The sequence below is a fragment of the Sulfitobacter brevis genome (assembly GCF_900112755.1).
Lineage (GTDB): Bacteria > Pseudomonadota > Alphaproteobacteria > Rhodobacterales > Rhodobacteraceae > Sulfitobacter > Sulfitobacter brevis.
In genome coordinates this window covers 113,039-126,131 of sequence record NZ_FOMW01000005.1, presented here as the reverse complement: position 1 = coordinate 126,131, position 13,093 = coordinate 113,039, and the positions used below count along the sequence as shown (strand labels likewise).

The 13,093-nt window shown below is 59.8% G+C and carries 15 protein-coding genes; 7 read left to right on the top strand and 8 right to left on the bottom strand.

Annotation, left to right across the window (positions count from 1 at the left end):
* Positions 1 to 62 precede the first annotated feature (62 nt).
* Both BM174_RS08260 and BM174_RS08255 read left to right on the top strand, forming a co-directional pair.
* Positions 63 to 758 (top strand): PRC-barrel domain-containing protein, encoded by a 696-nt coding sequence (locus BM174_RS08260; protein WP_093923379.1) that lies wholly within the window; start codon positions 63 to 65, stop codon positions 756 to 758.
* A gap of 185 nt (positions 759 to 943) precedes the next feature.
* Complete coding sequence (locus BM174_RS08255) at positions 944 to 1,285, top strand: DUF2853 family protein (protein WP_093923378.1); 342 nt, start codon at positions 944 to 946, stop codon at positions 1,283 to 1,285.
* Positions 1,286 to 1,512: 227 nt separating this feature from the next.
* On the opposite strand, the gene BM174_RS08250 is transcribed toward BM174_RS08255, so the two are convergent.
* The 3 genes from BM174_RS08250 to tsaD are packed head-to-tail and all read right to left on the bottom strand — an operon-like array spanning position 1,513 to position 4,013.
* Positions 1,513 to 1,932 carry an EVE domain-containing protein gene (locus BM174_RS08250; protein WP_093923377.1) on the bottom strand — a complete coding sequence of 140 codons (420 nt, stop codon included), beginning with the start codon at positions 1,930 to 1,932 and terminating at the stop codon, positions 1,513 to 1,515.
* Positions 1,933 to 1,971: 39 nt separating this feature from the next.
* On the bottom strand, positions 1,972 to 2,922 hold the full coding sequence (locus BM174_RS08245) for an NAD(P)H-dependent glycerol-3-phosphate dehydrogenase (RefSeq protein WP_093923376.1): 951 nt from the start codon (positions 2,920 to 2,922) through the stop codon (positions 1,972 to 1,974).
* Entirely contained in the window at positions 2,922 to 4,013 is a 1,092-nt protein-coding gene (gene tsaD, locus BM174_RS08240; protein WP_093923375.1) for a tRNA (adenosine(37)-N6)-threonylcarbamoyltransferase complex transferase subunit TsaD, read from the bottom strand. The genes BM174_RS08245 and tsaD overlap by 1 nt, the downstream gene beginning before the upstream one ends.
* A gap of 88 nt (positions 4,014 to 4,101) precedes the next feature.
* Between tsaD and BM174_RS08235 the strand changes: the two genes are divergently transcribed.
* Positions 4,102 to 4,803 carry a uroporphyrinogen-III synthase gene (locus BM174_RS08235; RefSeq protein ID WP_177209447.1) on the top strand — a complete coding sequence of 234 codons (702 nt, stop codon included), beginning with the start codon at positions 4,102 to 4,104 and terminating at the stop codon, positions 4,801 to 4,803.
* A gap of 27 nt (positions 4,804 to 4,830) precedes the next feature.
* Here BM174_RS08235 and BM174_RS08230 read toward each other — a convergent pair whose 3' ends face one another.
* Positions 4,831 to 5,427: a hypothetical protein gene (locus BM174_RS08230; protein WP_093923374.1), complete on the bottom strand. Its 597-nt coding sequence runs from the start codon at positions 5,425 to 5,427 to the stop codon at positions 4,831 to 4,833.
* Between the two features lie 82 nt (positions 5,428 to 5,509).
* Between BM174_RS08230 and BM174_RS08225 the strand changes: the two genes are divergently transcribed.
* Entirely contained in the window at positions 5,510 to 6,484 is a 975-nt protein-coding gene (locus BM174_RS08225; protein WP_245766303.1) for a COG4223 family protein, read from the top strand.
* A 2-nt stretch (positions 6,485 to 6,486) separates the two neighbouring features.
* A complete protein-coding gene (locus tag BM174_RS08220; protein ID WP_093923373.1) occupies positions 6,487 to 7,977 on the top strand; it encodes a heme biosynthesis protein HemY in 1,491 nt (496 codons plus the stop codon).
* A gap of 68 nt (positions 7,978 to 8,045) precedes the next feature.
* Here the strand turns inward: BM174_RS08220 and BM174_RS08215 are convergent, their stop codons facing one another.
* The 3 genes from BM174_RS08215 to idi form a co-directional block, all read right to left on the bottom strand.
* Complete coding sequence (locus BM174_RS08215; RefSeq protein ID WP_093923372.1) at positions 8,046 to 8,720, bottom strand: DUF1045 domain-containing protein; 675 nt, start codon at positions 8,718 to 8,720, stop codon at positions 8,046 to 8,048.
* A 10-nt stretch (positions 8,721 to 8,730) separates the two neighbouring features.
* Entirely contained in the window at positions 8,731 to 9,612 is an 882-nt protein-coding gene (gene hemF, locus BM174_RS08210; RefSeq protein WP_093923565.1) for an oxygen-dependent coproporphyrinogen oxidase, read from the bottom strand.
* Between the two features lie 70 nt (positions 9,613 to 9,682).
* Complete coding sequence (gene idi / locus BM174_RS08205) at positions 9,683 to 10,234, bottom strand: isopentenyl-diphosphate Delta-isomerase (RefSeq protein WP_093923371.1); 552 nt, start codon at positions 10,232 to 10,234, stop codon at positions 9,683 to 9,685.
* Between the two features lie 193 nt (positions 10,235 to 10,427).
* On the opposite strand from idi, the gene BM174_RS08200 reads away from it, so the two are divergent.
* Positions 10,428 to 10,883, top strand: coding sequence for a c-type cytochrome (locus tag BM174_RS08200; RefSeq protein ID WP_093923370.1), 456 nt, complete (start codon positions 10,428 to 10,430; stop codon positions 10,881 to 10,883).
* 57 nt (positions 10,884 to 10,940) lie between these two features.
* Here the strand turns inward: BM174_RS08200 and hemC are convergent, their stop codons facing one another.
* On the bottom strand, positions 10,941 to 11,894 hold the full coding sequence (gene hemC / locus BM174_RS08195; RefSeq protein ID WP_093923369.1) for a hydroxymethylbilane synthase: 954 nt from the start codon (positions 11,892 to 11,894) through the stop codon (positions 10,941 to 10,943).
* 104 nt (positions 11,895 to 11,998) lie between these two features.
* Here hemC and hemE point away from each other — a divergent pair, with 104 nt between their 5' ends.
* Positions 11,999 to 13,033 (top strand): uroporphyrinogen decarboxylase, encoded by a 1,035-nt coding sequence (gene hemE, locus BM174_RS08190; protein WP_093923368.1) that lies wholly within the window; start codon positions 11,999 to 12,001, stop codon positions 13,031 to 13,033.
* The last annotated feature ends 60 nt before the right edge of the window (positions 13,034 to 13,093 follow it).

Here is a 13,093-nt window from a genome sequence, read left to right as displayed (position 1 = left end):
GAACAAGCACCGCACCCGTTCGTTTTATTCCCGAAGATGCTACAGCATTAAAGGAGAAAACGATGACACATACTTTGAAAGCCACCGTCGCAGTAATTGCTTTGACTGCAGGTTCCGCTTGGGCACAGACAGCCGCTACAGGCGATGTTGCCGGTTCAGTTTCAGCCGATACGGGCGCTTCCGTTTCCGCAGGTGCCGACCAGTCGAGCGTCGATGTGAACACGGATACAAACACCTCGGTCAAGCAATCTGCTCAAACCTCAGTCGCGGCTGATGGCGATACGCCCAACACGGATTTGAAAGAGGCCGAGGCAGAAACAGATACGCTCACCGGCGCATCGGATACCGCCAATTCGGTAAGCAAGCCTGCCAGTGATAACGTTGCCGAAGCCGAAGCCAGTGCTTCCTCCAGCCAGACAGCTACGACGACCACCGACACGATGGTCGATAGCTTCTCAGGCATGGTTGCGTCTGATATCGTTGGCCTGAATGTGGTCGAAGCCAACGGCGAAGATATTGGCGAGATCGATACGATCGTGCGCTATAACGGTGAACTTGCTGCCATTATCGGCGTTGGCGGGTTCCTCGGGTTTGGCGAGCATGAGGTGGCGATACCGCTGAGCGAGATATCGCGGGCTGCCGAAGGTGACCTGAAACTGAGCACGCGCACCAACGCAGAACTCGAGGCGATGGCCGAAATTGACGAGGCCGAATATGAGAAACTGGACGCTGATGCGCCCTTGGACTCAGGCGTATAACTTTCCGACAATGGTTGAACGATAAAGGGGTGCCACGCGGCGCCCCTTTTTTACCCCTCGCCTCACGCGGTTCGCGTGCAAATAGCAGGCCTGAGAAAATGCTTTTTTGAAACGCTGTTTGACACTAGGCTCTGCGTGCAAAGCCGGATGTACCGGCTAAAAGTTCAAGGCGGGAGAATTTCACGATGGGTAAACGCGACGAATGGATCGAAAAATACGCGGACGATCTCAAGAATAAGTGTGGCATGTCGCCGGATATGGCGTTGCTTACTAAAGTGACAATCGCCTGCGGCCCTTCAATTTATAACGCAGATTCACAGACTGTGGCCTCCAGTCAGGATAGTGAGCTGGAAACTGTCAAAAACAACTTCCTGATCAAGAAACTCGGCCTGCCAGACGGTCCTGATCTGATGGCGGGCATTCAGAAGACGATCGAGACTTACGGTAAATCCGAGCGGAACAAATACCGTGCGGTAATTTACTATATGCTGACCAAACACTTTAGCAAAGAATCTGTTTACAGCTGAAATACCGGCTTGAGCGAAGTCGGGGCCATGCGCAGCATATCGCCAGCCCCGGTATCGGTACAATTTGACCTAGCAATTTGTTGCTGGAATCTTCGATCTGGCCTAGACGGGAGTGTGGGTCCGAACCTTTCCAGACCGTTTCTTTCGGTCGGGATGAGACGGGTGAGAGAGGGTTCTGGCAGGGCGTCAGGACCCTTTTTCCGTTTGCGGCGGGGGAAGGTCTTGCCTCAGGGCGTTGTCTGGCCAAGCTCGCAGATGATCTCCCACTCAGTGGGGAGCACAGGTTGCACAGAAAGCCGCGAATTCTTCACCAGCACCATTTCATCAAGACTGCCATCGGATTTGATCTGATCCAGCGTCACTGGCCTCTTAAAAGGCCGAACCGCGCGGATATCGACGCAATCCCATCGCGGATCCTCCGTCGTGCTGTCGGAGTGCGACAAGGCGCATACCTCGACAATCCCGACAACGGCTTTCTCGGTTTGCGAATGATAGAAAAACCCCAGATCGCCGATTGCCATCTGCCGCATGAAATTACGGGCCTGATAATTGCGCACGCCGTTCCACTCTTCACCGCGCTCGGCTTGGCCCATCTGGTCGGCCCAACTCCACGTCGCAGGTTCGGTTTTGAACAGCCAGTAGGCCATGGCAATCGTCTCCCTTAAATATGTCTCGTCGCGAAGGATTTATTCTTCCTTCAAGGGCCGGTTCAGCAAGGACGCCATCGCGCTTTTTACGTCCAGACTCCCATCCAACAGGCCAGTCACCGCCGCTGTAATCGGCATTTCTAAGGCGTTTTTCACGGCGACTTCGTGCATCGCACGCGCCGTGGCCGCTCCTTCGACGGTGGTCGAGGCATCAAAATCGCTACCGCTGCCCAGAGCCAGCCCTAGCCTGTAGTTCCGCGACTGTTGTGAGGTGCAGGTGAGTGTCAAATCGCCAAAGCCGGACAGCCCCGACAGGGTCGCAGGGTCAGCGTGCCGGTGGGCGGCAAAACGCTGCATCTCGGCGAAACCACGGGTCATCAGGGCGGCACGGGCGCTTTCGCCTAACCCCGCGCCCATCGCGGCACCGCAAGCAATCGCCACCACATTCTTGAGCGCGCCACCAAGCTCGGCCCCTGCGGTATCTGTGGTCCGGTATATCCGCAAGTTTGCCGTTGTTAGAGCCTGCTGCAAGCGTGCACCCGCCGCGTCTTCGGCGCAGGCAAGAGTGAGTGCAGTGGGCAGCCCGCGCGCGATATCGGCGGCAAAGCTGGGGCCGGTCAGGATCGCCGAGGTGGCGCTGGGGATGGTTTCCGCAATAACTGTGGCCGGCCCTGCGCCGGTGGAAAGTTCAATGCCCTTGCAGCAGGCGACGATCGTTTTGCCGGTAAATGCATCAGCGTGACCTGCCAAAAAACCGCGCAGGCTTTGCAGCGGAACGGCGACCAGCAGGATGTCGTCCTTGATGGCCAGCGCAAGATCGCCCGTTACCGTGATCGCTTCGGGCAGCTCGCAACCCGGCAAGCGCGCCTTGTTCTCGCGATTTTGCGCCATGTCTTCCGGTGCCCGCGCCCAGAGGATCACAGGGCTTTTCTGCGCCAGTGAGATTGCCAATGCGGTGCCAAAGGCGCCGCCGCCCAGAACAGAGACCATTAAGCTTTCGCTCCTTTTTTGCCACTGCCAAGCATCGCAGGCTGTGAGGTATCTAGCGGCCAACGCGGGCGCGCCGAGAGGGTCAATCCATCGGGCGCTCGGCCCGCCATCTGTTCTGCAGCAGCATAGGCAATCATCGCGGCATTGTCGGTGCACAGCGCCAAAGGTGGCGCCACAAAGCCAGCCGAAAACTCTTGCGCTATACCCTCAAGCGCTGCGCGGATCGCGCCATTAGCTGCAACCCCGCCCGCGACGCAGAAGGTGCGCGTGGCTTCTTGCGGGTAGGCCGCAAAAGCACGTCGCGATTTTTGCGCCAACACATCAACTACTGCGGCCTGAAACCCCGCCGCAATATCAGCCTGATCCGTGCCGCTTAACCCGCCATTATCGGTAATTAGCGCATCGCGGGTTCTCAGCACGGCTGTTTTGAGGCCGGAGAAGGATAGGTCGCACCCTTGCCTGTCCAACAGGGGGCGGGGAAACACAAAGCGTGAGTTGTCCCCTGTTAGAGCCGCTTTTTCGACGCTTGGGCCACCAGGCTGGGGCAGGCCGAGCAGGCGGGCGATTTTGTCAAACGCCTCGCCGGGGGCGTCGTCAATGGTCCCGCCTAAACGCTCGAACCGGTCGGCACTGTGGACCATCAGAAACTGGCAGTGCCCGCCTGACACCAGCAACATCAAATAGGGGTAGGGTACCTGATCGGTGAGGCGCGGGGTCAGTGCGTGTCCGGCCAGGTGATTGACCCCATACAGCGGCTTTCCGGTCCCGGCCGCCAACCCTTTGGCACACATAACCCCTGATACCACGCCCCCGATCAGACCGGGGCCTGCGGTGACGGCGAAGGCGTCAACAGCAGTCATTGCCAGATCGCCCTGTGTTAGAGCCTGTTCCACCGCGTGATCAAGTTGCTCGGCATGTGCGCGGGCGGCGATCTCAGGCACCACGCCGCCAAAGCTGGCGTGCAGGTCGTTCTGGCCCAGCACGACCGAGGACAATACTTCGGCGCTGCCATCTGCATGCACGCGCACCACCGCAGCGGCGGTATCGTCGCAACTGCTTTCCAACCCGAGGATGGTCAATGTGCCCGACATCACTTGCTTTCCGTTGCAACACTCTGTCAGCGCAGGTAACACCGCTTCCACTGTCAAACAATGCTGGCGATCATTCCCGAGGGCCGAAATGACCAAGCCAACCCTGCTGATGACCCGACCGCTGCGCCAGTCACACGGCTTTGTCGCGCGGCTTGATCCAGCGGTTATGGCGGGCGTGCGGGTGGTTACCTCGCCTGTGCTCGAAATCGTTGCGACAGGCAGTGCCCCAGATATTGGCCCCTATGATGGGGTGATTTTCACATCGGCGCAGGCCGTCGAGTTCGCGCCTGAGGGTCAGGGGACAACAGTATATTGCGTGGGTGCCCGCACCGCCGAGGCCGCGCAGGGGCAAGGCTGGGTCGTTGCGCATGTGGCGCAAACCGCAGCGGATTTAATAGCTGCGCTGTCAAAGGGACAGGCCCGCCGCTTGCTGCATCTGGCTGGCCGTTATCAGCGCGGCGATATTGCCGAGAGTTTGCAGGGGTTTGGTAAGTCGGTGGATGTGCACGTGCTCTATGACCAACAGGCAGTGGCGCTGTCCTTTGAGGCGCATGAGGCTTTGGTGACGGGCGATAGCGTGATCGTCCCGCTGTTTTCCCCCCGTAGTGCCGCGCTGTTTGCTGGTTGCGTACCTCACGCCACACGCGCGACGGTTATTGCTCTCAGTTCTGCGGTTGCGGAAGCGTTGGGGGGCTTGGCTGAGGCTGATATCACGGTGGCAGCAGCACCTACCGCCAAAGAAATGATCGCCAACGTTGAAAAGCTGTTGCGTCACCCCAGCTTACCTTGAGAGCAGCAGGGTTGACCGCTAAGGTTGTCAAAGCAGGCTGATAAGCGGGCTAGAATCGGGAAGGGTGAAGACATTGGCAAAAGCGAAAAAGACGGCACCTGCGGGCGGCAAGTCTGCGGAGGCATCCAAAGCCGTTCCTGACAAATCTGTAACTTCGAGTGCGAGCGCGGCTGGTGCAAAAGCGAAATCGGCCGACAGTACGCCCACATCCGGCGCGGGAGTTACGTTGACTCCAGCGGGCGAAGCGGCGTCAACGCAATCTTCGGCGCAAAGCACTGATGCGGCCACCTCCAAAGTTAAACCCGCATCGGGAACTTCTGACGCGGGAGCCAAGAGCCCCCCATCGCCTGCCGTCTCGTCTTCGTCAGATGTGACGAAATCTGATGCAGCGACGGCATCTGCGACCAAGGATGAAGCCTCCTCCGGCAAAGATACCAAACTCACTAGCGAGAAGGCTGCCACGGTCGCCGCCGCTACCGACAAATCTATAGCGTCCAGTGGTACGGCCAACACAAAGGTCTCCAGCGCGCCTGACAAGCCCGACGTAAAGAACAGCGCGGCGTCTGATACGCTCATCGCAACCGCTGCCGCCTCGGCACGGCCTGATGTGAAATCCGACAGCAAGGCAAGTGCCCCGGATCAGCCAAAGCCCACCACCACGACGCCACCTTCTAACAAGACTTCAGCCTCGACCCCGCCCCCATCTATGCCAGAAGCCAAGCCGCGACGCAGCGTGTTCTTGCCGCTGGTCTTTGGCGGCGTAATTGCCGGCGGGCTTGGCTATGCCGCATCAGAGTTGGACCTTTTGAACCTTCGGAATGATCAAGGCACCGCGCAACTCAGCGAAACCCTGTCGCAGCAGCAAGACCGTATCGCCGCGCTGGAAGGGGCCGAGCCTACGCCGAGCGCCGATCTGTCCGCGTTCGAAGACCTGCCGCCCCAAATCTCAGCGCTGCGCGATGATTTGTCGGCGCAGTCAGCTAGCCTGGCCGAGATTGATTCCCGCCTGACTGCCGTTGAAAAGCGACCGATCACCGGTGGCACCTCGGAGGAGGCGATTGCCGCGTATGAGCGAGAGCTGGCGGCGCTCCAATCATCAGTCGCAGAGCAGCGCCGCGAGATTGAAGGCTTGCTGGACAATGCCCTGAGCGTTGAGGAGGCAACCGCGAATGCGGCCCAGACCGCCGCGATCCAGTCAGGACTGACCCGCATTACTGCTGCGATCAATGATGGCCAGCTTTTTGAAAGCGCCTTGGCCGAACTGCGCGACAACGGGATTTCGGATGTGCCGGAGGCGCTGACGGCCACGGCGGAAACCGGCGTCAAAACCCTCAACAGTCTGCAAAGCCGCTTTCCTGACAGCGCCCGCGCGACACTCTCCGCTGCCCGCGCCGAGGCGCCGTCAGACAATGACGCCGGATTTGGCGGATTTTTGCGCCGCCAGTTAGGTGCCCGTTCGGTCGCGCCGCGCGAGGGTAACGATCCGGATGCGGTACTATCACGTGCCGAAGCCGCAGTGCGCGACGGTCGGCTCGACGACGCAATTGCCGAGCTTGATACCCTGCCCGAAGCTGCGCGTGGCGGCATTAACGACTGGCTGGCCGATGCCCAAGCCCGCCAAGCTGCCAAGGCGGCTGTGCAAGATCTGTCAGACCGCCTGACAGCAACCAAAGGAAACTGAGTATGTTGTGGTCTCTGATCAAGATTATCCTTTTCGTTGCTGTTGTGGCTGCGTTGGCATGGGGTGCGGGCTTCCTGCTCGAAAGTCAGGGCGGCATTCAGGTGACTGTCATGGGCACCGAATACAGCTTTGGCCCGCTCCAATCGGTCATCGCGATTGCAATTTTGATGGTTGTCGTCTGGCTGCTGCTTAAGGTTCTGTCGCTGCTCGTGGCGACGTGGAAGTTCCTCAACGGCGATGACACTGCGCTGTCGCGGTATTTTGATCGCAATCGCGAGCGCAAAGGCTTTGACGCGCTGTCAGAGGGGCTGATGGCGCTGGCGAGCGGCGAGGGGCGCGTGGCGATGGCCAAGGCGGCGAAGGCAGACCGCTATCTGAACCGTCCTGCGCTGACCAACCTGCTGACCGCGCAGGCTGCCGAGCTTGCGGGCGATCGCCGTAAGGCAGAAGAAACCTATCGCAAGCTGGTAACTGATGAGAAAACCCGCTTTGTCGGCGTGCGCGGCATCATGAAGCAAAAGTTGGCCGATGGCGACACCGAGACCGCGCTCAAGCTGGCGGAGAAAGCCTTTGCGCTGAAACCCAAGCACGAAGAAACCGGCGATGTTCTGTTGCAGCTTCAGGCTGCCAAGGAAGACTGGGCCGGTGCACGCCGTACGTTGAGCGCCAAGTTGAAGAACGGCCAATTGCCGCGCGATGTGCACAAACGCCGCGATGCAGTTCTGGCGCTGTCCGAAGCCAAGGATGTGATAAACGAAGGCAACAGCATCGAGGCCCGCGAAGCCGCGATTGAGGCGAACCGATTGTCGCCCGATCTGATCCCCGCTGCGGTCATGGCCGCACATGGTTATATCAACCAAGGTAAGCCGCGTTATGCCGCACGGGTGCTGCAAAAGGCGTGGAGCGTGCATCCGCACCCCGATCTGGCCGCCGCATTTGCCGCCATCGCACCTGACGAAACGCCAGAGCAGCGCTTGAAGCGGTTCTCGTCGCTGACCAAATCTCAGCCGCAAGATCCGGAAACCAAGATGGTGATGTCAGAGCTGCACATCGCCAACGAGGATTTCCCGCAAGCCCGCCGTGCGCTGGGCAATTTGGTCGAAACCGATCCGACAGCGCGTTCTGTCACACTGATGGCTGCGATCGAACGGGGCGAAGGCGCGTCTGATACTGTGGTCAAAGGCTGGCTGGCGCGGGCTCTGACTGTGTCGCGCGGCCCGCAATGGATCTGCGAAAACTGCCATCACATCCACGCCGAGTGGAAGCCGATTTGCGAGAACTGCAAGAGCTTTGATACGCTGGCATGGAAGCACCCGCCGCAATCCGAGGTCGCCATGCCTGGCGGTGTGCAGATGCTGCCGCTGATCGTTGGCGCCTTGGAAGATAAATCGACAGCTGCTGATCCGGTGATTATCGTCGAGGATGACGAGATCGAGGATGCCCAGATCATTCCGGATACACCGGAGCAGGGCACGGAAGATCTGAGAAAATAAGCGACATCTGTCGAGCTGGCCACGTCTGGGTCGGCTCGACAGGCTATTACCGCAGACCCGAATGGTAGTTATCCGGTCAGGCCAAACCGTTCGATTTCCTGAAAATTACCGTCACTGCGTTGCCCGACCAAGGTCAGGCTGTCGATTTTGTAAGGTGTTGGCAGGAGCGGTGTGAACAGTGCATCCGCCGTAACACGGGTGCTTTCAACCTCGGCACGCGCCACCCTGCCGGTGAGGGTGATGTGAAAGCGGAACTGATCCATCACATAGGGATAGCCCCAATCGGTGAGGTTAGCCTCCTGCGCGGCGCTCAACCGGCGCTGGCGGCGGCGGGCAAGCTCGGCCTCGGAGGGGCGCGCACGAAAGGCATCTAGCCCGCGCACAACTTCGGCGGCGAGACTACGCAGCGCCGTCTGGTCACCGCAGGGCGTCAGCGCCAGAAAGCTGCCCATTGCCGAAACCTCAAGCGCTTCTAGCGTCACAGGGGAGAGATGCGTACAAAGATCGCGTGTCGCGGCGCGCAGTTCGGCTTCGGTGCTGCCGGATGCGAGGGCGAAGGGCGGCTTGATCGTGCCGTGAAATCCGTACTGCCGCGGTGTTTCGGTCAGCGCCGCAACGTCAACGCCCGCCACGTCAGGATGGGTGCGCGTTACCGCTTGCGCCACATCCCAACCCAGCCACGCAGCACCCAACCCGGCCAAGGCACCCTGCGGCGTGTAGTAGATTGCATATCTGTCAAACACTGCCGCGACCTTAATACCACTTGGCCATGGGCGGCAGGCTCATCAAAACCGCATCGGGATCATGCCCGGTTTCAAGACCAAAGCGGGTGCCACGATCATAGACGAGGTTATATTCGGCATAGAGCCCGCGATGGCGCAACTGCGTGTCTTTGTCAGCGTCGCTCCACGGCGTCGGATGGCGTTTGTCGACCAGCGGCACAAAGGCTGGCAGGAAGGCCGCACCGACATCTCGGGTCAGCGTAAAATCGGCCTCCCAATCGCCGGTGTTGCGGTCATCGTAAAAAATGCCGCCCACACCACGCGCACGTTTGCGGTGCGGGATATAGAAATAGGTATCGGCCCATTCTTTCAGCTCGGAATAGAGCGTGTCGCCATGGGGTGCACAGGCCTGCGCCATCTGGTCGTGGAAATGCGCGGTATCCTCGGCGTATTCAATGCATGGGTTCAGGTCGGCGCCACCGCCAAACCACCAGGCATGCGGGGTCCAGAACATGCGGGTGTTCATATGCACAGCAGGGCTCTGCGGGTTTTGCATATGTGCGACCAGCGAAATACCCGAGGCCCAGAAGCGCGGGTCTTCCGCCATGCCAGGAATGCCTTTACGTGCCGCCATCGCGGCTTGGGCACGGTCCCCCAGCGTGCCGTAGACGGTCGAGATATTGACGCCGACTTTTTCGAACACACGGCCGCCGCGCATCACGCTCATCTCGCCGCCGCCCGCGTCGGAGCCGTCCTCAGAGGTGCGGGTGGTTTTCGTAACCTCGACGCGGCCCGCTGGGGTATCTCCGGCGTGGCGGTCTTCAATCGCATGAAACTCGGCGACAATCCGGTCGCGCAGGGTGCGAAACCATGCGGCGGCCTCTTTGCGCTCTTCAACAAATTCCTGCGTCATATCGAATGTCCCGTTGGCTGTTGTGATGGTCTTATCAGGGTTGGGGCCGTGATAAACCATGTTTGGGCAGCTAATTTTCGTCGCGATCTCGGGTGGGCGGGCCATTGCTGCCAAAGATCGCTTCGGCATGTTTGGCCAGATATATCCGCAGCCACGGGGTAAAGCTCTCTGGCTCGGTGGCGATCTCGCGCCTGAGCATGTCGAGTTCGACCCATCGCGCCGCCCGCACCTCATCGGGATTAAGGGTCCTTGGCAGGTCGGCGGCTGCTTGGGCGATAAAAACGTCGACCACTTCATGCTCGATCATCCCGCCGCCCACGTCAGCACGGTATTCAAGCTGCCCGCGATGCCTGAGCGTCAGGCCGCCAATGCCAAGCTCTTCCTTTAGCCGCCGTTCGGCGCAAGCGGCAGGGTCTTCGCGCCATGCGGGGTGGGTGCAGCAGGTATTCGCCCAAAGTCCGGGAGTGTGGTATTTGCCTAGAGCGCGCTGCTGGAGCAATATCCGGCTCTGATCCATCACAAATACTGACACCGCCAGATGGCGCAGGCCCCGCTGGTGGGCGGCCAGTTTTTCAACAGGCTGTAACACACCATCAACCCAGGCGGGGATAAGAATTTCCATGTCAGATCATCGTCCTTGTCGGAGTTTGCTGTGGTGCTCGGAGCCTGTCCGAAGAATGGGCGGTGGTATGGACCATGGGCGGGATGTTGACCAGCATCTTGTCGTGTGGGTCGAACCGGCGCGCTGGCGCAATTGGAATTTACCTTGGCTTAAGCCGCGCTAGGTTATGACCCGTCAACAAAAGGAAACCATCATGAAGCTATTTACCGCCGCCACACTCGGGCTGTTACTGTCTGCAGGAGGAGCCTCTGCAGAGGCGCATGCGACGGGCGATGCTGAAAAGGGCGAGAACGTCTTTCGCAAGTGCAAGGCCTGCCATGCGGTGATCGACAACGATGACGAAGCTATCCAGAAGGGCGGAAAAACCGGACCCAATCTTTACGGCCTTTTTGATCGCAAGGCCGGAAGCGTCGAAGGGTTTCGCTATGGCGCATCGCTCGTAGAGGCTGGGGAAAAGGGCTTGGTCTGGACCGAGGCTGATTTTGTCGGTTACGTCGCGGACCCGAGAAAATTCCTGCAAACCTACCTAGAGGATACCAAGGCGAAATCGAAGATGGGTTTCAAGCTGAAAGACGCAGAAGACGCGACCGATCTTTGGGCCTATCTGGTCTCGGTCGGCCCCGAAGTCGGCGCGACCGCCAAAGAGTAATTGTTGCGGATGTCACCAGCCGGATTATCCGGGTGGTGATTTCTTCGCTGGCGAGGGTCAGTTGCCGGTGCGCCAATCGAAAAAGCCCGCACCCGCCTCCGCCAGCAGCTTTTCCGCCATCCGCTGTCCCACTAGGGCACCATCCTCAATGGCGCATGTCACATCATCGGTGATGCTTTCACTGCCATCGGGGCGCAGCACTTCGCCGCGCAGGCGCAGGGAACCGCCCTCCAGTTCCGCCAAGCCTGCAATCGGGGTTTCGCAGGAGCCATCAAGCGCGGCCAAGAACGCCCGCTCTGCTGCGAGTCGTTGGCCTGTTGGCACGTCATGGATCGCGCTCAGCATCTCGGCCATTGCCATGTCGTCGGCACGGCGCTCAATGCCAATCGCGCCTTGCGCCACGGCGGGCAACATATCGGTCACTTCAATTGGGGTCTGTGGCACTTCATCCATTGCGAGACGGTTCAGCCCCGCCATCGCGAGGAACGTCGCCTCCGCCACGCCTTGATCAAGCTTCATTAAACGGGTCTGCAAGTTGCCGCGAAATTCCACCACTTCCAGATCGGGGCGGCGCAGTTTCAACTGGGCGCGACGGCGCAGGCTCGAAGTGCCTACGACAGTGCCGGGCGCCAGATCGGCCAGGCTCTTGGCACGAGGCGAGATGAAGGCATCGCGCACGTCTTCGCGGGGCAGGTAGGTATCGAGCAGCAACCCGTCTGGCTGCAAGGTCGGCATATCTTTCATCGAATGCACGGCAATATCGATGCCGCCATCAAGCAGCGCATCTTCGATCTCGCGGGTGAATAGGCCCTTGCCGCCAATCTCTTTGAGCGGGCGGTCGATGATCCGGTCCCCGGTGGTTTTAATCACGACAATCTGGAACGCCTCAAACGGCAGCGTGAAGGCATGGGCCAGCCGACTGCGCGTCTCATGCGCCTGTGCCAGCGCCAGCGGCGAGCCACGGGTACCGATTTTCAAAGGGCGGTTTGGGGTAGGCAAATCGTTGGGCATCAGTCATCCCTATAGGCGTCGTCTCAATTTAATCGTCTCTGGTGCCTTCCCTGCCCTGTGCCGCACGTTATATGCAATGAAAAAATCGAAAGTAATCCTGACTTATGGCCTCTGATAAACTCATTCTGCGCGCACTTGCGGGCGAAACCCTGCCCACTCCCCCGATCTGGATGATGCGGCAAGCGGGGCGATACCTGCCAGAATACAAAGCCACCCGCGCCAAGGCGGGCGACTTTTTGTCGCTGTGCTACAACCCCGAACTGGCCGCCGAGGTGACGCTACAGCCGATCCGTCGTTACGGATTTGATGCCGCGATTCTCTTCGCGGATATCTTGTTGGTGCCGCAAGCGCTGGGGGCTGATCTGTGGTTTGTCACCGGTGAGGGGCCACGCCTTTCGACCATCACTGACGCGCGCGGACTGGAAGCGCTTAAGCCCGCGAGCGAGATCCACGATCATCTCGCACCAGTGTACGAAACGGTTGGCATCCTTGCCAAACAACTGCCTAAGGAAACCACACTGATCGGCTTTGCTGGTGCGCCGTGGACCGTGGCGACCTATATGATTGCGGGGCAGGGCACGCCCGATCAGGCGCCAGCGCATCTGCTCAAGCAGGAAAATCGTCCGGTTTTTGACGCCCTGATGGAGCGGATCACCGAAGCAACGATTGCGTATCTGAGCGCCCAGATCGAAGCGGGTGCCGAGGTAGTTAAGCTATTCGACAGCTGGGCAGGCTCTCTGCAAGGCGCCGATTTCGAGCGGTACTCGCTGGCCCCGATGCAAGCGATCACCGCTGCTGTTAAAAAGGCGCACCCCGGTGTACCGGTCATTGCGTTCCCGCGCGGGGCAGGTGAGCGCTTTGCTGGTGCGCATGCCGCGATTGGCGCGGATTGTATCGCGCTGGATGACGGAGTTGATGCCGCTTGGGCGGCGCAGCACGTCCAGCCTGCGGGCTGTGTGCAGGGCAATCTCGCCTCACGCCATATGGTCACGGGTGGCGACGATCTGGTACGCGAAACCCGCGGCATCGTCGATGCGCTGAGCGGCGGGCCGCATATTTTCAATCTTGGTCACGGCATCACGCCGGATGCGGACCCTGCGAATGTGCAGTTGATGATTGATACTGTCAGGAAGGGCTAACCCTGCGACATATTCGGGGGGAAGGGTCTGTGCCGGACACTGACTTTTCGCTGCCGAAGC

Coding starts and splice junctions, on each gene's coding strand:
- BM174_RS08260 (WP_093923379.1), top strand. CDS start 63: ATGACACATACTTTGAAAGCCACCGTCGCAGTAATTGCTTTGACTGCA.
- BM174_RS08255 (WP_093923378.1), top strand. CDS start 944: ATGGGTAAACGCGACGAATGGATCGAAAAATACGCGGACGATCTCAAG.
- BM174_RS08250 (WP_093923377.1), bottom strand. CDS start 1,932: ATGGCCTACTGGCTGTTCAAAACCGAACCTGCGACGTGGAGTTGGGCC.
- BM174_RS08245 (WP_093923376.1), bottom strand. CDS start 2,922: ATGGTCTCTGTTCTGGGCGGCGGCGCCTTTGGCACCGCATTGGCAATC.
- tsaD (WP_093923375.1), bottom strand. CDS start 4,013: ATGTCGGGCACATTGACCATCCTCGGGTTGGAAAGCAGTTGCGACGAT.
- BM174_RS08235 (WP_177209447.1), top strand. CDS start 4,102: ATGACCAAGCCAACCCTGCTGATGACCCGACCGCTGCGCCAGTCACAC.
- BM174_RS08225 (WP_245766303.1), top strand. CDS start 5,510: ATGCCAGAAGCCAAGCCGCGACGCAGCGTGTTCTTGCCGCTGGTCTTT.
- BM174_RS08220 (WP_093923373.1), top strand. CDS start 6,487: ATGTTGTGGTCTCTGATCAAGATTATCCTTTTCGTTGCTGTTGTGGCT.
- hemF (WP_093923565.1), bottom strand. CDS start 9,612: ATGACGCAGGAATTTGTTGAAGAGCGCAAAGAGGCCGCCGCATGGTTT.
- idi (WP_093923371.1), bottom strand. CDS start 10,234: ATGGAAATTCTTATCCCCGCCTGGGTTGATGGTGTGTTACAGCCTGTT.
- BM174_RS08200 (WP_093923370.1), top strand. CDS start 10,428: ATGAAGCTATTTACCGCCGCCACACTCGGGCTGTTACTGTCTGCAGGA.
- hemC (WP_093923369.1), bottom strand. CDS start 11,894: ATGCCCAACGATTTGCCTACCCCAAACCGCCCTTTGAAAATCGGTACC.
- hemE (WP_093923368.1), top strand. CDS start 11,999: ATGGCCTCTGATAAACTCATTCTGCGCGCACTTGCGGGCGAAACCCTG.